Raw genomic sequence first — 20,445 nt, forward strand, 5'->3', positions numbered from 1 at the left:
CTGTTTTATTTTACATGAAAGCGGGGAATTCGTGAATGGGAATTAGTTGGTTAGAAGGATTTGCGGGGAAGAGAGAAATTTTTTTAAAAAATAAAAGCCCCCTGTCGTAAAAGAACAGGAAGCTTCTATGACGCCCTCGGCAGGAATCGAACCCACATTTTAAGAACCGGAATCTTACGTGCTATCCGTTGCACCACGAGGGCAAATTTATTAGCGACTTACATATTATATTTCATTATTTCTATTTTGGCAAGAGCTAATAGAATATTTAACGGTTAATCCTTTCTCCAAAGCTAAAAAATAGTTTTAAAACCGCTCGCGATTGGTTATGCTGTATGAGGGAAAGTTGTCGAACATTTTTCAAGCTGAATTGTTTGACCTTTATTGACCATCAGTGTATGATAACAATACATAAGCTTTTTACATTTTTTATTCAAAGGAGGAAGAAAAATGAATTTGATTCCTACAGTCATTGAACAAACGAATCGCGGCGAACGGGCATACGATATCTATTCCCGTTTATTAAAAGACCGAATTATCATGCTTGGCAGCGGTATTGATGATAATGTTGCCAACAGCATTGTAGCGCAGTTGTTGTTCCTTGAAGCGGAAAATCCTGAAAAGGACATTACTCTTTATATTAATAGCCCGGGCGGAAGCATCACCGCTGGAATGGCCATTTATGATACGATGCAGTATATTAAGCCAAATGTATCCACTGTATGTATCGGTATGGCAGCTTCAATGGGTGCATTCTTACTTGCCGCTGGGGAAAAGGGCAAGCGTTTTGCATTACCAAACGCTGAAGTAATGATTCACCAGCCGCTGGGCGGAGCTCAAGGTCAGGCTACTGAAATTGAAATTGCTGCTAAGCGCATTTTATTCCTTCGTGAAAAACTAAACGGCATTTTAGCTGAGCGCACTGGCCAGCCAATCGAAGTACTTCGCCAAGATACTGATCGCGATAACTTCATGACTGCTGAAAGAGCGAAAGAATATGGCTTAATTGACAACATCATTACACGCAATATTCTTGATAAGAAAGAAAAATAATACTTAAAACGGGCAATCGGCAGCAAGCCGATTGCTTTTTTTTTCGTCCTAAAGGGTGTTATAACCGTCCATAACTACCGAACTTCCGATTTATTCATACTCCGGGCGTTATGAATGGTTCATAACTACCGAACTCTCCGATTGTTTTCTGCTCCGGGCGTTATGAATGATTTATAACTCCCGAACTCTCCGATTGTTTTCTGCTCCGGGCGTTATGAACGAATTATAACTACCGAACTCTCCTATTGTTTTCTGCTTCAGGCGTTATGAACGGTTTATAACTACCGAACTCTCCTATTGTTTTCTGCTTCAGGCGTTATGAACGATATATAACTCCCGAACTCTCCGATTGTTTTCTGCTTCAGGCGTTATGAACGGTTTATAACTACCGAACTCTCCGATTTATTCATACTCCGGGCGTTATGAACGGTTTATAACTACCGAACTCTCCGATTTATTCATACTCCGGGCGTTATGAACGGTTTATAACTACCGAACTCTCCGATTGTTTTCTGCTCCTGGCGTTATGAACGATTTATAACTACCGAACTCTCCGATTGTTTTCTGCTCCAGGCGTTATGAATGACGCATAAATACCAATTAATAAAAAAAAGGTCAGTCCAAGGCATTATGACTAGATTTATCGATTACTAACTATACGAAAATAGCCGCCATAACAAAAAAGGGCTTGGCACCACTATAGCCAAAACCCTTTATTCCTTAATGATCCTTCTGAATAAACTCAGATAATGCCTGAATGGCGGTTTCTTCATCAGAGCCGTCTGCAATAATGTTAATAACAACACCAGAGCCGACAGCCAGGCTCATTAAGCCCATAATGCTTTTGGCATTTACTTTCTTGCCATCCTTCTCTAGGAAAATATCTGCCGAAAATCGGTTCGCCTCCTGTACAAATAGGGCGGCAGGACGCGCCTGTAAACCAGTTCTTAATTTAACTTCTACTTCTTTTACCAACATTTCAAATTCCTCCTCATTATCCCACTATAATATTAAATGAATGCTCATTCACTAACAAACTATTTTAAAATTATATCTACTTCACCGATGGCATTTCTCCGACCCGCAGCCTTTCGGCAATTTCATCAATTTTACGCAGGCGATGATTGATGCCGGATTTGCTAATAGACCCGCCGGAAACCATTTCACCTAGTTCCTTTAAGGTAACGTCTGTATAATTTAACCGAAGCTCGGCAATTTCCCTTAATCTATCAGGTAAAATCTGCAGGCCAACCGTTTGATCAATGAACCGTATGTTTTCGACCTGCCTGATTGAGGCTCCGATGGTTTTATTAAGATTGGCGGTTTCGCAGTTTACCAGGCGGTTAACGGAATTACGCATGTCCCTGACAATTCGGACATCCTCAAAGCGGAGCAGGGCATTATGCGCGCCAATAATATTTAAAAACTCGGTTATCTTTTCAGCCTCTTTTAAGTACGTAATATAGCCTTTTTTGCGCTCAAGCGTTTTGCTATTCAAGTCAAATGTATTCATCAATTCACATAAGGAATCATTATGCTCCTTATATAGTGAAGCAATTTCCAAGTGATAGGAGGATGTTTCCGGGTTATTCACAGAACCTCCGGCCAAAAACGCACCACGAAGATAAGAACGCTTACAACACTTCTTTGTTATCAGTTCGGGGGAGATATTATGGATGAAGGTAAAACCCTCACCAAGGATTTTTGTATCCTCGAGAATTTCCCTTGCCTGCTCTGCCAAGCGCACAATGTAAACATTGTTCTTTTTCAAGCGCATTTTTTTGCGGACGAGCAGCTCAACCTGAACCTGGTAATTCTTTTTAATCAATGTATAAATTCTTCTGGCAATCGCAGCATTTTCGGTTTGAATATCGACAATGATTTTTCGATTTGAAAAGGAAAGGGAACCGTTCATGCGGATCAGCGCTGAAAGCTCAGAACGGCTGCAGCAGGATTTCACTTCCAAGTTCGTTAATTCCTTTTTCGTTTCCGAAGCGAAAGACATTCCCTCACCTCCTTATGACCAACACTAACATAAATATTCCTTTTTGAAAGTAATTTCTTTCAAAAAAGAACATGTTAAATAAGCTTTTTAAATAATATTAACTTATTTACGCTTCATAACGTCTTTTGGTTTCATTTATTAACAAATTATATAAAATTTTGGCGACCTTCTTCGGGTCATGCCTGAGTGCACCGTTTTCTAGATTGGCAATGTCGGCATAAACCGTCTCCAGCCCAAGCTCGGTTAACCGATCCACATCGTAGAGGACAGGATGGGCCAATTCCTCATTGTAGCGAAGCTGAACATCCTGCGGAATCTCTTCATTATTCACGAGTATCGTATCAATAAACGCGCTGCTCAAATGATCATAAATGGCTCGCACATGATCGCTGGCAGTATAGCCGTGCGTTTCGCCGGCCTGTGTCATCAAATTGCAAATATAAACCTTTTTGGCATGTGACCGGCAAACCTCATCGCCTAGCCGTGGCACCAGCAGATTAGGCAATAGACTCGTATATAAACTGCCCGGTCCAAGAATAATCAGGTCGGCTTGGCGGATGGCCTGAATCGTTTCCGGAAGCGGCCGGATTTGCTTTGGGGTCAAAAAAACCCGGTTAATTTTTTTACCGGAGTAGGGAATTTTCGATTCTCCTGATACAATCGTCCCATCCTCCATTTCTGCATGCAACACAACACTTTGGTTGGCAGCAGGCAGCACTTTTCCCCTTACATTCAGAACCTTGCTCATCTCCTGAATCGCATGAACAAAATTACCGGTTATCGAGGTCATCGCGGCGATAATCAGGTTGCCAAGCGAATGGCCGGATAGTTCGTTTGACGTCTTAAACCGGTGCTGGAACATTTCCTCAACGAGAGGCTCCACATCGGAAAGTGCCACCAAAACATTACGGACATCACCCGGCGGAGGAACATGCAGGTCCTCACGGATTCGGCCTGAACTGCCGCCATCGTCAGCTACGGTGACAATAGCGGTAATATCAACAGGATACTGCTTTAAGCCTCTAAGCAAAACAGGTAACCCTGTGCCTCCTCCAATGACGACAATTCTAGGCTGCCCAAATTCTCTCATGTTGTCTTTTCCTTTCTCCTCTCGATGTCACGGTGAGAAACAATCGTCTTATAATCCTTTTGGAAAAATCGGCCGATGTATTCAGCGAGCGCCACAGAACGATGCTGGCCGCCCGTACAGCCAATCGCAATCACCAATTGGGCCTTGCCTTCCCTTTTGTAATGAGGAAGCATGAAACTCAGAAGGTCTGTTACTTTTTCCAAAAATTTCTGTGTTTCGTTCCATTTTAAGACATAGCTGGAGACATCCTCGTCGAGTCCTGTTTTCGGGCGCATATGGTCAATATAATGCGGATTGGGCAAAAAACGCACATCAAAAACAAGGTCGGCATCAATGGGAATGCCGTGTTTAAAACCGAACGACATAACGTTAACTGTAAAAATTAATTGTTTATTTGCCGTAAACTCCGTTAATATCTTCTCACGTAATTCCCGCGGTTTCATCTGGGAAGTGTTGTAAATTAATTGTGCCCTGCCTTTTAACTCCTCAAGAAGCTCCCGTTCAAGGGTAATACCTTCAAGAGGTGACCCTGATTTGGCGAGTGGATGGGACCGTCTTGTTTCCTTATAGCGGCGGACCAATGTGGCATCATCCGCATCAAGGAATAAAATCTGCGGTGTAACCCAGGAGGTTTCTGCAAGATTATCATCCAACGCTTTAAAAAGATGATCGAAAAATTCCCGACCCCTCAGGTCCATGACAAGGGCAACTTTATTCATTTTATTCCCTGATTCCTTCATAAGTTCTAGAAATTTTGGGAGTAAAGTAGGAGGCAGATTATCGACACAGAAGAATCCTAAATCCTCAAAGCTTTGGATGGCGACTGTTTTCCCTGCGCCGGACATGCCAGTAATAATGACCATTTGGATATCGCTTGTCGAACCGGTACTCATTTTGATTCCTCCTATTTCGAATTAACCTGGATCTAATCGGTAACTAATCAGCTGAAAGTCTTTTGTATAAGTAAAAGTACCGTAAATCATACCCTTGCCGTGGATCATATAATCGATAATATGGTAGTCTCCAGCAGCCATCGGCAAGCCTTTTATTTGGTCAAAAGGATGCCATTCAAGCTTGCCTTCATCCGACTCATCAAGGTCCAAGCCATCGGAATCATGGGCCACAAAGCTGAACATCATCCACTCCGACAGAAGCTGGTCGCCCTCCATCATAATCATCGTAAAAATTCCTTTTAGCTGGGGATTTTTTAAATACACGCCAGTTTCTTCACGGTATTCCCGGATGCAGGAATCCCGAACAGACTCGCCCGGCTCCATTTTTCCGCCAGGTGCCACCCACCAGCCACGCCGCGGTTTTTGCAGCAACAATACCTTATTTTCTCTAATTAACACACAATTGGTGACCCGCTGCACAACATTTCACCCTCTTTATATAAACACATATTGCAAAATATCTTAAGATAACAACTTCATATATTCTTCTCATTATACTATTTTTATAACCCGCTCACAATCAATTGAAAATTGATATTTCTGCAAATTACATCTTACAAATATTACAATTAGAGCCAGATTGGCGAGTTCCCATATTTATTATGTAGCTTTCTTGCTGAACACAAAAAAAGAGCACAGGCTGCTGGACCTGTGCAGAAAAGGTATATATTTTTAAAGGGGGTCAATTTCCATAATCATACTATATTTTTATTTCACTACTGTTACAGTTGAATTAAAACAGGATTAACTTTTTGTAAAAAATGTTGGGAAACTTTTTGATTATTTTTTCAGTTTCATTTCCTCTTTCAATTCTTCCACATAGTGTTGGGCTGTTTGGGCGGCAATACTGCCGTCGCCAGTAGCCGTTACAATCTGGCGGAGTGTTTTTTCACGAATATCTCCTGCAGCGAAAATGCCCGGCACCTTTGTTTCCATTTTTTCGTTTGTTTCAATGTAGCCATTTTCGTTTGTGATGCCTAAGCTCTCGAATGGTTTAGATAGCGGCACCATTCCGATATAAATGAACACGCCATCAGCAGGCAAGGTTTGTTCTGTATCATCCACTGTTGATACCAATGTCACACTGCCAACCTTACCGTCCTTATCATTAATTGATTTAATAGTATGATTCCAAATAAAATCAACCTTTTCATTGGCAAAGGCACGGTCTTGAAGAATTTTCTGTGCGCGAAGCTGGTCACGGCGATGCACGATGGTAACCTTAGATGCGAATCGAGTTAAGTATACACCCTCTTCAACTGCAGAGTCCCCTCCGCCGATGACAAAAAGCTCTCTATTTTTGAAAAATGCTCCGTCACAGACGGCACAATAGGATACTCCGCGGCCGCCAAGCTCTTTTTCGCCTGGCACTCCGACTTTTTTATACTCTGCACCTGTTGTAATGATGACGGAGTAGGCTTTATATTCCTTTGATCCGGCTTTGACCAGTTTATAATCGCCATGATCAATAACTTCTTTAATGTCACCATAAGCATATTCGGCACCGAACTTCTTCGCATGCTCAAACATTTTCGTTGATAAATCCGGACCTAAAATGCTTTCAAAACCCGGATAGTTTTCAACATCCTCGGTATTGGCCATCTGGCCGCCCGGCATTCCCCGTTCAATCATGAGGGTCGATAGATTTGCACGTGATGTATATACAGCAGCTGTCATCCCGGCAGGACCCGCCCCAGCAATGATGACATCATAAATTTTTTCTTCAGTCATGGTCGTTTTCACTCCTTGTATAAAAAAAACGATTAAGTTTAGCTTTCCCAACTTAATCGTATTAAACAATTGATCTATAGTCCAAAAATCTGCTCAAAATCAGAAAGCGGAAGCGCCTTGACCAGCCCCGACAAGCATAAGACAAGCCGGCGAGAAGGTTGCTTTTTAACCTTCTTGACGGTTGGCTTATGACCTCGAGGGGCTAGGCGCTGGAGCTAGTCTACTTCGGCGATTTTGGGGTGATTTTAATTTAAAAGCTCGTTGACTAACTTTACGTATTTTCCGATTGTTGCCGATGAGGTTCCGTAGCGCTGTGCAATTTCCTGCTGGGACACTTTTTCACTGCGCAGCCTGTGCCATACGTACTCGACTGCACCTGCCCAGGCGCTTTTATTTTTCAATTGCATATTTGCTTTAAACATTTCCACAAAAACGGAAAACCACATTAAATATAAACCGGCCTCAATTGTCCCAATTGGCTGATGGTTTTCATAAAACAGCTCAGCGACTTCCTGCGCATCGGCCGTCCGTGACGGTCTTCCCGACCGGATTAACGAGATGTATTCCTTCTCCAGCGCCGTAAATTTCTGATTTTGAAAAAGGCGCTTTGAGGTGATAATTTCATCCTTTTTATCCGAAACAGTTGTCAGGAATAGAGCAAATAACCGTTCCTCGACATAATCGCTTTCTAGTTTTTGAAAAATCGAGCCGGAATGGTCCTCAAATCCGTTTGCACGGTCCTGCTCATTTGTATTCCACGGTTCCTGGCCTTCTTTGTCAGGATTAATTTCAAGCAGCTTTTTCCAAACGTTTTGGGCAAAAACTTCCCTGCCTGTAAAATAAGCAGAATAGGCGAGCCAATAATAAAACGGGCCATCCCCATCAAAGCCGTTTTTATATAATTTTTTCAGCCAAACATAAGCATGCTCATATTCGCCGACAAGCGCGAAAGAGGTTCCGAGCTTAAATTGGTGCTCGCTTAAAAGCGGCTGAATTTTTTTCAAGCTATCAAACAGCTCATTGACATATTTTATACGCCCTTGATAATGGGCAAATATCATTTTATTGCATAGCGCGTGCAGATTCCCGGGGTTCTTTTTCAAAACATCATTTAAGATGGCGTCCGCCTTCTCGGCTTTGCCTAAATAGAAATAAGCGAGCGCTAGGTTGTTGTAGGCAGACCAGTATTCCGGGTACTCCTTGATGACTTCCTTTAATAGTTCTATCGCTTTTGGGAAATAACCTGATTCGAGCAACTCGCGAGCCTGCTCCTGTTTAACGATTAGGTCGTCCTGCTGAAAGAACTCTTCAGCCAAATCATCCGACTCCAATGCGAGAAGCTCAAGCAATTCCTCCGCATCCTCTGAAAAATCCCCACCTGCATCCAATTCCATATACAAGTTGGCATGGTGATAAGCATCTTTAAAAAATCCCAAATGGGCATAATTATTTGCTAAGAAGTAGTGGCACTCCACCATTTCATGGTCAAGATCTTCAAGGATGAGATGCAGGAGTCGGTTGGAATCTTCAAACTCGCCAAGTTCAGTCGATACAATGGCCAGCTGGCACGCAATCATCGGTTCGCCCGGTTCAAGCTGCAGCGCCCGTCCTAAATATTTTTTCGCTTTGAAAAAATCACGGCGATGGTATGCCTTAATTCCTTTCTTGAAATAATATTCCCCTGTAGGAACAAATGAGAGTATTTTCCCCTTTTGCATTCTTGCTTTTGCGTCTTTACTCATGCAGTCCTCCATCATCCTTTCATAACTAATGTAGTATAACACAATTGACTCTTGTACGAGAAGGATTTAGAGCTTTGGGCGGTATGGAAAAATTTCCGGGCAGTGCTTGGCACCTGTTGGATGTTTGTTAAAAAGGGGTATCCGCCGAAATTTGTTCATTATCCGCCTAAATCACGGAGATATCCGCCGAACTTGCAGGTTTATCCGCTGAATTATGGTTGATATCCGCCAAGAGCTAATAGTTATCCGCCAAACCATTAAAAGGAACGAATCCATCCCCCAAATAGGTATTTTCAAATAGAAAAACCGGTCCAAAATCAGGACCGGTCCTTGTGTCTTTCTTCCAATGTACGTAATACTTCTTTGAATGGAAGGCCTTGTTCCACCAGCAATACCTGCAGGTGATAAAGCAAGTCCGCTGCTTCCCATTTCAGTTCTCCATGGTCGCGGTTTTTTGCTGCGATGATGACTTCGGCAGCTTCCTCGCCGACCTTTTTCAAAATTTTATCGACACCTTTTTCAAAAAGGTAAGTGGTATACGCGCCTTCCGGACGCTCCTGTTCACGGTCCAAGATGACTTTTTCAAGGGTTTGCAGAATTTGATAATCGCCCAAACTCGATTTTCTATCCGCTACCTCTTCCCCTGAAAAACAGCTGACCGCTCCTGTATGGCATGCTGGTCCTTTAGGATTCACAAGCACTAATAAGGCATCCTGATCGCAATCGTACTTAATGCTGACTACAGACTGCGTATTGCCGCTTGTTTCCCCCTTATGCCACAATTCCTGGCGGGAGCGGCTGAAGAACCAGGTTTGACCTGTTTCCAATGTTTTCGCAAGCGACTCTTTATTCATATAAGCAAGCGTCAAAACTTCTAATGTTTCTGCATCCTGAATAATGGCAGGGACTAATCCCTTTTCGTCAAATTTGATAGTGTCCGGATTCATCGGACCTTCACTTCCTTTTTTGAAATCAACTTATTTATATAATAAAACTAAGATTTAACGTACAGCCAGTCCCTTTTCGTGCAAATAGCTTTTAACTTCCTGCACTGAAGTTTCCTTGTAATGAAAAATGGATGCGGCAAGTGCGGCATCGGCTTTACCTTCCAAAAAGGCTTCAGCAAAGTGCTCTGCATTTCCGGCACCGCCTGAGGCAATCACCGGAATCGTAACGGCTTCACTGACCGCCTTCGTAAGAGAGAGGTCAAAGCCATTTTTCTCACCATCGCTGTCCATGCTCGTCAGCAAAATTTCACCCGCGCCTAGCTCCATTGCCTCCCGCGCCCAATCGATTACCTTCTTTTCAGTTGGCTTTCGGCCGCCATGTGTGTATACCCTCCAAGTCCCGATCTCGGAATCATATTTTGCATCAATGGCTACAACGATACACTGGGATCCGAAAAAGTCGGCCCCTTCGCGAATAAGTTCCGGATTCTGGACCGCCGCAGTATTCAAAGAAACCTTATCTGCCCCGGCTCGAAGAATTTTTTTCATATCTTCCAATGAATTGATGCCGCCGCCAACCGTAAAAGGAATGGCCAATTCGGAGGCAACCGCCTTAACGACCTTAACCATTGTCTTTCGTCCCTCAACCGAAGCCGAGATATCAAGAAACACAAGCTCATCGGCCCCTTGCTCATCGTAAATCCGCGCCAGTTCTACCGGATCGCCGGCGTCGCGCAGCTGGACAAATTGAATTCCCTTTACTACCCGCCCGTCCTTCACGTCCAAGCAGGGTATAATTCTTTTCGTTAAAGTCATGATTTCTCCCCCGCCCTTGTTTTAAAGCTGACCAATTTTTAAAGCTTCCTTTAAGGTAAATCTTTTTTCATAAAGGGCCTTGCCAACGATTGCTCCACCGATGCCTTTTGCCGTGGATAGGGACTGTAAATCCGCAAGGCTGCTCACTCCGCCTGAGGCAATGACGTTTTTGCCAGTAACTTCAGCCAGTTCACTGACAGCTGCAATATTGGGTCCTGAAAGCATTCCGTCTGTGGCAATATCGGTAAAAATAAAGGTCTCAGCCCCAGCATCCGCGAAGCGTTTCCCAAGCTCGACCGCCTTCACCTCAGAAGTGTCGAGCCAACCATGTGTAGCCACATAGCCATTTTTTGCATCGATTCCAACGGCAATCCGCCCACCGAACTTTTTAATCATATCAATAGCGAACTCCGGATTGGAAACCGCAATGCTTCCGATAATAACTCGGTCAACACCATTCTCTAAATAATGGGCAATATCCGCCTCTGAACGAATCCCGCCGCCGATTTGAATTTTCACATTAGCGAGCTGCTGAGCCGCCTCAATCACAAAACGGTCATTTACCCGCTTGCCATCCTTAGCCCCGTCTAGGTCTACCATATGGATCCACTCGGCGCCATCTGCCGCGAAGGTCTTAGCCATGTCAAATGGGGAATCGCCGTAAACTGTTTCTTTGTCGTAATCGCCTTGCAGAAGGCGGACACATTTCCCGCCCCGCATGTCTATTGCGGGATAAATGGTGAATGTCATCGTACCGCCTTCCTTTCAACTGCTATTTTTAAAAAATTATCAAGTAGGGCCATTCCAAGCCGACTGCTTTTTTCGGGATGGAATTGCATTCCGAAAATGTTATCGCGGCCGACAACAGCGGAAACCTGTTCATGGTAATCCGCTTTGGCAATAAGGACCTCAGAGTTTTCCGCATTCACAAAATACGAATGAACGAAGTAGACATAATTCTCTTCCAAATTGCTAGTAAGCAGCGATTCCTTCACGAATTCAAGCCGATTCCAGCCCATGTGGGGAACCTTGTATGGTTCACCGTTCTCGGAGCGGCCAGGGAAACGGCGGACACTGCCCGGCAAGAGACCAAGACCTTCTGTAAAACCATTTTCCTCACTGTTTTCAAACAATAACTGCATGCCAAGGCAAATGCCTAAAAGCGGTTTGCCGGTTGCCGCAAATTCCTTAATTGTATCTGCCGGCAGGCGCTCCATCGCATCACGAAAGGCACCAACCCCAGGCAAAATCAGAGCATCAGCCTCAAGCAACTCCCTATGATTGGCTGAAATGAAATAATCTGCCCCCAGACGTTCCAGCGCCTTGCTGACACTAAATAAATTCCCCATGCCATAATCTACAATACCGATCATATAAACATCCTTTCTGGTGCAGTGGCACGCGGTGCCTGATACTCCCCGAATTTTCTAAAATCTACAGCATTCCTTTTGTAGATGGAACACCTTTGATGCGCGGGTCGATGGTTGTGGCTTCATCGAGTGCCCGGCCAAGTGCTTTAAAAACAGCCTCAATCATGTGGTGTGTATTTTTTCCATAATGGACGATTACATGGAGATTCATCCGGGCCTCTAGGGCTAGCTTCCAGAGAAACTCATGAACCAATTCGGTATCGAAGGTTCCTACCTTCTGGCCAGGGAACTCCGCACGCATTTCCAAATGCGGGCGATTGCTAAGATCGACCACTACCTGCGCCAATGCTTCATCCATCGGAACAAAAGCATTGCCATAACGTTTGATACCACGTTTGTCGCCAAGGGCTTCACGAAGCGCCTGTCCCAGACAAATGCCGATATCCTCCGTAGTGTGATGGTCATCGACTTCAATATCACCATTTGCATCCACTGTTAAATTAAATTGTCCGTGTTTTGTAAACAAATCGAGCATGTGGCTTAAGAATGGTACCCCTGTTTCCAGGTTGGAACTTCCTTCGCCATCTACTTCAAACGTCAGCTTTATTTTCGTTTCATTTGTTTTTCTATCCACACTTGCAACTCGTTCCACGAGCTCACCCCACTAGTTATCGTTTTTTAATCTCGTCTCAACGGCGCGAGCGTGGGCCTCAAGCCCTTCCATCCTGGCAAATGCAGCAATTTTTGCACCGTTAGCCTTTAATGCTTTTTCACTATATATAATAACACTGGATTTCTTTTGAAAATCATCGACATTGAGCGGGCTCGAAAAGCGAGCCGTTCCATTTGTCGGCAGCACGTGATTCGGTCCGGCAAAATAGTCGCCAACTGGTTCAGAACTGTATCGTCCGATAAAAATGGCTCCGGCATGACGAATTTTCCCCAACAGCTCTATTGCGTTTGCTGTCATCACTTCAAGGTGTTCTGGCGCTAGCTGGTTAACCGTTTCAACCGCCTCATCGATATTTTCCGTTACATAGATAGCTCCATAATCCGCAATTGATCGGGCGGCAATTTCTCTTCGTGGCAGCACAGCAATCTGCTTTTCAACCTCTGCTGCAACCGCTTCGGCCAACTCCAATGACGGTGTTACCAATACACTGCAGGCCCGCGGGTCGTGCTCCGCCTGGGATAACAGATCAGCTGCCACCTCGTCTGCACTGGCTGTTTCGTCTGCTAAAATAGCAATCTCACTTGGGCCCGCAATCATATCGATGTCGACATCGCCGAATACTTCGCGTTTAGCAAGCGCAACATAAATATTTCCCGGACCGGTGATTTTATCTACGGCTTGAATGGTTTCCGTACCGTACGCTAACGCCGCCACGGCTTGGGCTCCGCCAGCCTTGTAAATTTCTACGACACCTGCTTCCTTTGCGGCAACAAGTACCGCTGCAGGAAGTTTCCCATCCGCATCCGGCGGGGAAACCATGACAATCCTTTTCACACCGGCAACTTTTGCTGGAACCACGTTCATCAGCACCGATGAAGGGTAAGCAGCCGTTCCACCCGGCACATATACGCCGACTGAATCAAGCGGGGTAATTTTTTGACCAAGAATTGTGCCATTTTCCTCCGTCGTCATCCAGGAAGGACGAAGCTGTTTTTCGTGGTATGTACGGATATTTTCCGCTGCCTCACGAACGATGGAAATAAATTGCTCATCGACCTTCCCGTAGGCTTCTTCAATTTCCTCGTCTGTTACGGAAAAAGAAGATAACTTTACACGGTCGAATTTCTCTGTATATTCACTTAATGCCTCGTCCCCACGGCTGCGGACATCAGCGATGATTCCTTTGACAACAGCTTGCTGCTCGGAGGTCCCTGCTTCAATTGATCTTTTTATCGAAATTAGATCCTGCACTCTTTGTATTTTCATTTATTAACCCCCCACAACTTCATGAAGACGTGCGACTAGGTCGTCAATTTGCGCATCTTTAATTCTGTAGCTGACTGGATTTACAACGAGTCTTGACGTAATATCAACAATTTTTTCGTATTCCACAAGCCCGTTTTCCTTTAGGGTCCGGCCGGTAGAGACAATGTCAACAATTCTGTCAGATAACCCGATGATCGGGGCGAGTTCGATGGAGCCATTCAATTTAATGATTTCGACTTGCTCCCCCTGCTCACGGAAATACGCTTCAGCAACATTCGGATATTTCGTCGCCACTCTTGGTGCCACATCGTTCATTTTAGTATCAGGAAGCCCTGCAACTGCTAAATAGCAATAGCTGATTTTTAAATCAAGAAGCTCATAGACATCGCGCTCTTCTTCGAGCAATACGTCTTTTCCGGCAATCCCGACATCGGCAACGCCGTGCTCGACATAGGTAGCCACATCCATTGGCTTTGCGAGAATGAAGCGCAGGTTTTCCTCGGCAACATCGATGATGAGTTTACGGGAATCATCAAATTCCGGTGGAAGTTTATAGCCTGCTTTCCGCAGCAATTCCGCCGCTTCTTCAAAAATTCGGCCCTTTGGCATGGCAATCGTCAATACATCGTTCATCGCTGTCCACCTCCGATTAAAAAGGTCGTTTCGGCGAATTTTTTAGTAAAAGCATCTATGTCTTTAACGCCTGTAATATCCTGAAGCACTGTTCTGGTTCCTTCCTCATGCAGTTTCCGAGCAAGTTCGAAGGCTTCCTTCCGCCGTTCCTGACTGAACAAAATGCAATGCCCGGTAGTTTCCGTTTGGCCGCCTCCCATTGCCTCGAGCAGCATATCAAGCCGGACCGCAAACCCTGTTGCAGTTGCATTTTTTCCAAACTTCTCAAGTAAGCTGTAGCGGCCGCCGTTGCCAATCGGAAAGCCGACATTCCCGGCATAAACCTCAAATAAAATGCCAGAATAGTAGCTCATATGACTGACGATTGAAAAATCAAACTTCACATGCTCTTCGACACCATAATCCTTAATGACATCCCACAGCTCTTGTAATTCTGTGATTGCCTGCTTGCCTTTGTCATTTTCAATAACGTCCAAGGCATATTCAATCACCTCATCGCCACCCCTTAGCTGAAGCAGCTTCAACAGCCTTTGTTTATCAATTGAAGAGAGGTTGAACGACTGTACGCTTTCGCGATAGCCGACATAATTTTTTTCATATAAAAACTTCCTTAGTGCTGTAGCCCTGCCGTTGGTGCCAAGAATCTGCATGAACAGTTCCTGGGAAAACCCGACATGTCCGATTGAAACTTGAAATTCTGACAAGCCTGCTTTTTTTAAAGAAGAAATTAATAAAGCGATCGTCTCACCATCGCAGGATACGGTATTGTCATTCAAGTATTCGACACCAATCTGCTCAAATTCAGCAGGCCGGCCGCCCTCGCGCTGCTGGGCCCGGTATACATTTGCCGAGTACGCCAATCTAACCGGCAAGTCCTCATTTAATAACTTGGAAGCCGCTACGCGTGCAATCGGGGTTGTCATTTCCGGCCGTAGAACGAGGGTATGCCCCTCTTTATCAAGTAATTTAAAAAGCTGCGCATCGAGAATCGCCGATGCCGCGCCAACGGTTTCATAGTATTCAAGAGTCGGGGTTTCAATAAATTGATAGCCCCAAAGCTTCATCGTATCCGCAATTGAGGAACGTACTTGATGCTTTTTTTCATATAATTCTGGGAGCGTATCCCGCATCCCTAAAGGCTTTTCAAACATAAACAAGCGGCTCATCTTTCCCATCCTTTTCGAACACTTTAGTCTGCTAATGTATTAGAGAATTAAAGTTAATTATATGTAGTTTAAACCTTGTCGTGGTTTTCGTCAATGAAAAAACATTGAATATAAAGACTTTTTGTGGGATTTCTGGCTGGGGGTATTGGCTGATTCGCCAAATCTTATGTATTATTCGCCGGATTCTGGATTTTATACCCCAAAAAGGTTGCTTTCAAAAGGTCAGACTGGCAACTACCCGCCATTTTTAGAGTGTTATCCGCCAAAGTAGGGAACGTATCCGCCAATTTTATCTGAAAATCCGCCGTAGCCCTGTAAGTATCCGCCGAATCACAAAAACCAACTATCAAAAAAAGCCTGGTCAAACACCCCAGACCAGACTTCCATTTCAATTATTCTTTTTTTCCATAAATCGGATCATCGGCCCAGCGATCGGCCTGCTGCTCTTTTGTATAAATGACCTGCATTGGGTTACCCCCGACAAAATAGCCGGGTGGAACATCCTTATGTACCATCGTACCCGCTGAGACAATGGCCCCGTCGCCAATCGTCACCCCGGGCATGATAAGCGAGTTGGCGCCGATCATCACTTCGTCTCCGATGATAACTTCACCCAATCGGTATTCCTCTATCAAATACTCATGGGCAAGGATCGTCGTATTAAAACCGATGACCGTGTTGCGGCCAACGCTGATTTTTTCCGGGAACATAATATCCGGCATAACCATCAGCGCAAACGAAGTCTTTTCCCCTACCTTCATGCCAAGAAAAGTTCGATACAGCCAGTTTTTCACACTCATAAAAGGAGTATAGCGCGCCAATTGAATAACAATAAAATTTTTGGCAACCTTCCAGAAAGACACCGTTTTGTAAACCTGCCAAAGGGAGTTCGCGCCCTTGACAGGGTAGCGGGTCGTTTTCCTCATACTTCTCACTCTCCGAGGATTTTTTATTTATCAAGGATTTTTAACAAATCCGGCATTTCCTCTAAGATGTAATCTGGATTTTGCTCGGCAATGTGATTGCGGCCTTTAGCTGACCAAGCGACTCCTGCCGTCAACACACCGGCATTTTTCCCGCCTAAAATATCGTGGAGATTATCGCCGACCATCATCGCTTCAGATGGAGACGAACCAAGTTGTTCCAATGCTTTCAAAATTGGTTCTGGATCAGGCTTGACCTTTGTGACATGGTCCAAAGCAATGACCGTATCAAAAAACGAATCCATCTTCGTCAATCGCAGTCCCATCATCGCCACATCAAGACGTTTAGTCGTAACGATCGCAAGCTTATAGCCCTTTTCCTTCAAAGTTTGAATTGTTTCAAATACACCAGGGAATTCTTTCACAAAGGCATCATGATTTGCAACATTAAATGCCCGGTACTCAGCAATCATATCGTCTACCTGCTCGGGGTCTACGGTGCTAAACGCCTCACTGAGAGTTGGACCCATGAACGGCAAGACATGCTCGCGCTGATACTTGCCGGGATAAAATTTTTCCAATGTATGCAAATACGATGCGATAATTAATTCATTTGTATCAATCAAGGTTCCATCTAAATCAAATAGGAGTGTAGTAATTTTCACTATGCCGCTTCCTTTCTTAGTAGACCTGACCGCCGCCAAATGGTGCCGACGATTAAGGTTAAGATAATCGCTACCCCCAGCCGGATCAAGAACAACGGCCAAACCGGGATGCCTAACGGTACAAAAATTAATGTATCCTCGACAACTGCATGGCAGGCGACGAGAAAAATAAATGCTAAGGTTACGTCTTTATGGCTAACTCCATCCTCTTTAACGGCTTGAATCATGACGCCTGCACCGTACGCCAGCCCGAACAAGAGACCTGCAGCCATGGTCGTGGAGGTATTCTCCTGCATGCCAAGCGATTTGGTAACAGGAGCCATCGTTTTCGAAAACTTTTTCAACCAGTTAATATCCTTCAAAATCTGAATGACCACCATAAGCGGAATAACAATCATCGCGAGTTGCAGGATACCGAGGCCCGCTTTTTCAATCGCCTGTAAAAAGATTCCGCCGAGGCTTGATGGATGCCCTGTTTGCGCTTCGATTAAACCGTACTTGGCTGGGGCGCTGCCGCCATGCCAGACAAGATTAATCACCGCAGCAGAAACAATCGCCAATCCCAGCCTTGTTGTCAGGACGACCCAAAGCTTGACGCCAGCCTTCATCGCAACACCGGATTCGATAAATAAGTTGTGTGAAAAGGATAGCATCACGGCTAAAATAAACACTTCTTTTACAGAAAAATCGAGTGTCAATATGGCTCCGATTGCCGCATAAAGGTTTAGGAAATTGCCAAGAACAAGCGGAATGGCGGCATCTCCAGAGAGTCCCAAAAGCTTCATCAGCGGGGAAATCACCTTGATGACCCACGGCAATACTGGTGTATACTGCAGCACGGCGACGATCAACGTAACTGGAAAAATGATTTTGCCCAATGTCCAAGTTGTCTTTAAGCCGGACAGCAGTCCGTTTTTAATCGAGTTGAACAGCATTTCCCCAAAACTCCCTTTTATGTTTTACATGTTATTTCATTTTATCTAATAATTTTAAGAACCTAGTTTGCCTGCTCCAAATACCTTGTTTCCGACAGCTGTTTTTTCCGGCGATAAATTAAAATGATAATCGCACTAACAATTAGCGCAATCGAAATAGCTTGTGCCATGCGCAGGCTGCCGAGCATTAAGCTATCTGTACGAAGGCCTTCTACGAAGAAGCGGCCGATGGAGTACCAGATCACATACGTTAAGAACAATTCCCCGCGGCGGAAATTAACGCGGCGAAGAAGCATTAACAGAATAAAACCGGCGAAGTCCCAAAGCGATTCGTATAAAAATGTTGGATGATAATAAGCCCCGTTAATGTACATTTGGTTAATAATAAATTCCGGCAAATGCAAATTTTCAAGGAAGGCACGGGTAACCTCTCCGCCGTGGGCTTCCTGGTTCATGAAATTGCCCCAGCGGCCGATAGCCTGCCCGAGGATGAGGCTGGGCGCAGCAATGTCGGCAATTTTCCAAAAAGAAATCCCCCGTTTTTTTGAAAAAATGTACGCCGTCAGGACGGAACCAATCAAGGCGCCGTGAATAGCAATTCCACCGTTCCAAATTTGCGGAATGTCCGCCAGGTGGTTTTTGTAATAGCCCCATTCAAAAATAACATAATAAATGCGGGCGGAAATGATGGCAATTGGAATCGCCCAAAGCATTAAATCGGCAAACGTATCCTTCGGCAGACCGCGCCGGTTTCCTTCACGAATTGCCAGGTACAAGGCAAGAGCAAGGCCGGAGCCTATGATAATCCCATACCAATGCACCTGGATGGGACCAAGCGAAAAGGCGATAGGGTTTAGCGGCTGAATATTTTCGTTCATCTAATTCTCCTCTTCCTATTAAAACTGTTCATGTGGTTCATTAGTTCCGCCACGAATTCCTTCCCTTTACATCTCTTCATGCTCGACATCTTCGATAACGTCGGACAGGCGGTCGGTAAATTGCTGAGCGGCATTGACACCCATACGTTTGAGGCGGTAGTTCATGGCTGCCACTTCAATGATGACGGCAATGTTCCGTCCTGGACGGACCGGTACGGTCAGCTTCGTTACCTCAGTATCGATGATTTTCATTTTCTCTTCATCCAAGCCAAGGCGGTCATATTGCTTCTTGGCATCCCAGATTTCCAGGTTGATGATAAGCGTAATCCGTTTGTTGCTGCGGACAGCCCCAGCACCGAACAGCGTCATCACGTTGATGATGCCTAGGCCGCGGATCTCCAATAAATGCTCAATTAATTCCGGTGACGTTCCCACCAGTGTGTCCTGGTCCTCCTGACGGATTTCTACGCAGTCGTCGGCAACGAGACGGTGTCCGCGCTTAACAAGCTCCAGCGCTGTTTCACTCTTACCGACGCCGCTTTTTCCGGTAATTAACACACCAATGCCGTAAACGTCCACCAATACCCCATGCACAGCCGTGGTAGGCGCCAGTTTACTTTCCAAATAATTGGTCAGACGGCTTGAGAACCGGGTCGTCTTTAAAGTGGTTCTGAGAACCGGTACAGATTCCCGCTCTGCTGCTTCAATCAACACAGGAGGAACCTCCAAGCCTCTCGTCACAATAATAGCCGGTGTGATATCGGTGCATAGCCGCTCCATTCTGGAAGCTTTATCTCTTTCAGGAAGCTCTTCGAAAAAAGATAACTCTGTCATTCCTAAAAGCTGAATGCGTTCTGCCGGGTAATATTCAAAGTAACCGGCCATTTCAATTCCAGGCCGGGAAATATCACTCATCGTAATCGGGCGATTAATACCCTCTTCTCCGCAAATCAATTCAAGCTGAAATTTTTCTAACACATCTTTTGTACGGACCTTAGGCAAGGAAGCTACCTCCTTCAAATTTCCACTCATTTCAAAACAAACTACATCAAAAAATCAATTTGCTCCTATTTTAACATTTTTTTTATCGAAACCATACTTTAGTTGTTTAAATGTGTAACGTGTCTCCATACAAAAATACCCGCCCCCAGTTTGGGGCGGGTATTTCGTTTATTTCTTCCTTGAAGATCTGTCTGAGTCCATAATCGTTTTTTGCAAGATAATATTGATGAGCGACATGAGCAAGGAGAAAAAGAGGGCCATGCCGAATCCGGAGATTTCGAATGCATTTCCCATTAAATAGTCTGTCAGCTCAAGCGTCATCGCATTAATCACGAACAGGAACAACCCCATTGTCAGGACCGTCACCGGAAGAGTGAACAGGATCAGCAATGGACGTACTAGTATATTTAAGATGGACAAAAGAATGCTGGCCTGCAGCGCTGCCCAAAATCCTGTCAGATATAAGCTATCGTGAAAATAACCGGCAAACGCCATGAACAATACTGCATTGATCAAACATCCAATCAGCCATCTCATATAACCAAACTCCTATAACAAAAAAATTAATTAAAGCTTGTTCATTTAAATATATTTACA

22 protein-coding genes and 1 tRNA gene are annotated in these 20,445 nt (G+C 44.7%); 1 reads left to right on the forward strand and 22 read right to left on the reverse strand.

From position 1 onward, the window contains the following. Positions 1 to 131: 131 nt before the first annotated feature. Positions 132 to 203 (reverse strand) — tRNA-Arg (locus ACNQGS_RS06450). Positions 204 to 450: 247 nt separating this feature from the next. Here ACNQGS_RS06450 and clpP point away from each other — a divergent pair. Beyond that, on the forward strand, positions 451 to 1,053 hold the full coding sequence (clpP, locus tag ACNQGS_RS06455; RefSeq protein ID WP_378583067.1) for an ATP-dependent Clp endopeptidase proteolytic subunit ClpP: 603 nt from the start codon (positions 451 to 453) through the stop codon (positions 1,051 to 1,053). 720 nt (positions 1,054 to 1,773) lie between these two features. Here the strand turns inward: clpP and ACNQGS_RS06460 are convergent. The 21 genes from ACNQGS_RS06460 to ACNQGS_RS06560 all read right to left on the reverse strand — a co-directional run bounded on the left by ACNQGS_RS06460 (position 1,774) and on the right by ACNQGS_RS06560 (position 20,385). Next, positions 1,774 to 2,031, reverse strand: a complete 258-nt coding sequence (locus tag ACNQGS_RS06460; RefSeq protein ID WP_491486612.1) for an HPr family phosphocarrier protein — start codon at positions 2,029 to 2,031, stop codon at positions 1,774 to 1,776. Positions 2,032 to 2,107: 76 nt separating this feature from the next. After that, positions 2,108 to 3,058 (reverse strand): DNA-binding protein WhiA, encoded by a 951-nt coding sequence (whiA, locus tag ACNQGS_RS06465; protein ID WP_491486613.1) that lies wholly within the window; start codon positions 3,056 to 3,058, stop codon positions 2,108 to 2,110. Between the two features lie 106 nt (positions 3,059 to 3,164). Beyond that, complete coding sequence (locus tag ACNQGS_RS06470; RefSeq protein WP_423799569.1) at positions 3,165 to 4,148, reverse strand: gluconeogenesis factor YvcK family protein; 984 nt, start codon at positions 4,146 to 4,148, stop codon at positions 3,165 to 3,167. Next, complete coding sequence (gene rapZ / locus ACNQGS_RS06475; RefSeq protein WP_491486615.1) at positions 4,145 to 5,041, reverse strand: RNase adapter RapZ; 897 nt, start codon at positions 5,039 to 5,041, stop codon at positions 4,145 to 4,147. The genes ACNQGS_RS06470 and rapZ overlap by 4 nt, the downstream gene beginning before the upstream one ends. 21 nt (positions 5,042 to 5,062) lie before the next feature. Beyond that, the gene (locus tag ACNQGS_RS06480; protein WP_491486616.1) at positions 5,063 to 5,521 is read right to left on the reverse strand and encodes an 8-oxo-dGTP diphosphatase; all 459 of its coding nucleotides are present in this window, start codon (positions 5,519 to 5,521) and stop codon (positions 5,063 to 5,065) included. Between the two features lie 360 nt (positions 5,522 to 5,881). Then, the gene (trxB, locus tag ACNQGS_RS06485; protein WP_491486617.1) at positions 5,882 to 6,832 is read right to left on the reverse strand and encodes a thioredoxin-disulfide reductase; all 951 of its coding nucleotides are present in this window, start codon (positions 6,830 to 6,832) and stop codon (positions 5,882 to 5,884) included. Between the two features lie 245 nt (positions 6,833 to 7,077). Continuing rightward, on the reverse strand, positions 7,078 to 8,574 hold the full coding sequence (locus ACNQGS_RS06490; RefSeq protein WP_491486618.1) for a tetratricopeptide repeat protein: 1,497 nt from the start codon (positions 8,572 to 8,574) through the stop codon (positions 7,078 to 7,080). Between the two features lie 317 nt (positions 8,575 to 8,891). Beyond that, positions 8,892 to 9,521, reverse strand: coding sequence for a bifunctional phosphoribosyl-AMP cyclohydrolase/phosphoribosyl-ATP diphosphatase HisIE (gene hisIE, locus ACNQGS_RS06495; protein WP_491486619.1), 630 nt, complete (start codon positions 9,519 to 9,521; stop codon positions 8,892 to 8,894). A gap of 54 nt (positions 9,522 to 9,575) precedes the next feature. Further along, the gene (gene hisF / locus ACNQGS_RS06500; RefSeq protein ID WP_491486620.1) at positions 9,576 to 10,337 is read right to left on the reverse strand and encodes an imidazole glycerol phosphate synthase subunit HisF; all 762 of its coding nucleotides are present in this window, start codon (positions 10,335 to 10,337) and stop codon (positions 9,576 to 9,578) included. Between the two features lie 21 nt (positions 10,338 to 10,358). Next, the gene (gene hisA, locus ACNQGS_RS06505) at positions 10,359 to 11,087 is read right to left on the reverse strand and encodes a 1-(5-phosphoribosyl)-5-[(5-phosphoribosylamino)methylideneamino]imidazole-4-carboxamide isomerase (RefSeq protein WP_491486621.1); all 729 of its coding nucleotides are present in this window, start codon (positions 11,085 to 11,087) and stop codon (positions 10,359 to 10,361) included. Beyond that, positions 11,084 to 11,710: an imidazole glycerol phosphate synthase subunit HisH gene (gene hisH / locus ACNQGS_RS06510; protein ID WP_491486622.1), complete on the reverse strand. Its 627-nt coding sequence runs from the start codon at positions 11,708 to 11,710 to the stop codon at positions 11,084 to 11,086. Before hisH ends, hisA begins: the two co-directional genes overlap by 4 nt. Before the next feature lie 61 nt (positions 11,711 to 11,771). Continuing rightward, complete coding sequence (gene hisB / locus ACNQGS_RS06515) at positions 11,772 to 12,359, reverse strand: imidazoleglycerol-phosphate dehydratase HisB (protein WP_491486623.1); 588 nt, start codon at positions 12,357 to 12,359, stop codon at positions 11,772 to 11,774. Between the two features lie 12 nt (positions 12,360 to 12,371). Continuing rightward, positions 12,372 to 13,646: a histidinol dehydrogenase gene (hisD, locus tag ACNQGS_RS06520; protein WP_491486624.1), complete on the reverse strand. Its 1,275-nt coding sequence runs from the start codon at positions 13,644 to 13,646 to the stop codon at positions 12,372 to 12,374. Positions 13,647 to 13,649: 3 nt separating this feature from the next. Further along, positions 13,650 to 14,279, reverse strand: a complete 630-nt coding sequence (hisG, locus tag ACNQGS_RS06525; protein ID WP_491486625.1) for an ATP phosphoribosyltransferase — start codon at positions 14,277 to 14,279, stop codon at positions 13,650 to 13,652. After that, positions 14,276 to 15,445, reverse strand: coding sequence for an ATP phosphoribosyltransferase regulatory subunit (locus ACNQGS_RS06530; RefSeq protein ID WP_491486626.1), 1,170 nt, complete (start codon positions 15,443 to 15,445; stop codon positions 14,276 to 14,278). Before ACNQGS_RS06530 ends, hisG begins: the two co-directional genes overlap by 4 nt. Before the next feature lie 392 nt (positions 15,446 to 15,837). Further along, entirely contained in the window at positions 15,838 to 16,371 is a 534-nt protein-coding gene (locus ACNQGS_RS06535) for an acyltransferase (RefSeq protein WP_491486627.1), read from the reverse strand. 23 nt (positions 16,372 to 16,394) lie between these two features. Beyond that, on the reverse strand, positions 16,395 to 17,033 hold the full coding sequence (gene ppaX, locus ACNQGS_RS06540; RefSeq protein ID WP_491486628.1) for a pyrophosphatase PpaX: 639 nt from the start codon (positions 17,031 to 17,033) through the stop codon (positions 16,395 to 16,397). Then, on the reverse strand, positions 17,033 to 17,968 hold the full coding sequence (locus ACNQGS_RS06545; protein WP_491486629.1) for a nucleoside recognition domain-containing protein: 936 nt from the start codon (positions 17,966 to 17,968) through the stop codon (positions 17,033 to 17,035). The genes ppaX and ACNQGS_RS06545 overlap by 1 nt, the downstream gene beginning before the upstream one ends. A 62-nt stretch (positions 17,969 to 18,030) precedes the next feature. Then, on the reverse strand, positions 18,031 to 18,846 hold the full coding sequence (gene lgt, locus ACNQGS_RS06550) for a prolipoprotein diacylglyceryl transferase (protein ID WP_491486630.1): 816 nt from the start codon (positions 18,844 to 18,846) through the stop codon (positions 18,031 to 18,033). Positions 18,847 to 18,912: 66 nt separating this feature from the next. After that, on the reverse strand, positions 18,913 to 19,848 hold the full coding sequence (hprK, locus tag ACNQGS_RS06555) for an HPr(Ser) kinase/phosphatase (protein ID WP_491486631.1): 936 nt from the start codon (positions 19,846 to 19,848) through the stop codon (positions 18,913 to 18,915). Between the two features lie 168 nt (positions 19,849 to 20,016). Continuing rightward, on the reverse strand, positions 20,017 to 20,385 hold the full coding sequence (locus ACNQGS_RS06560) for a phage holin family protein (RefSeq protein ID WP_491486632.1): 369 nt from the start codon (positions 20,383 to 20,385) through the stop codon (positions 20,017 to 20,019). Between the last annotated feature and the right edge of the window lie 60 nt (positions 20,386 to 20,445).

It is taken from the genome of Neobacillus sp. PVCKKU3, from assembly GCF_058323225.1.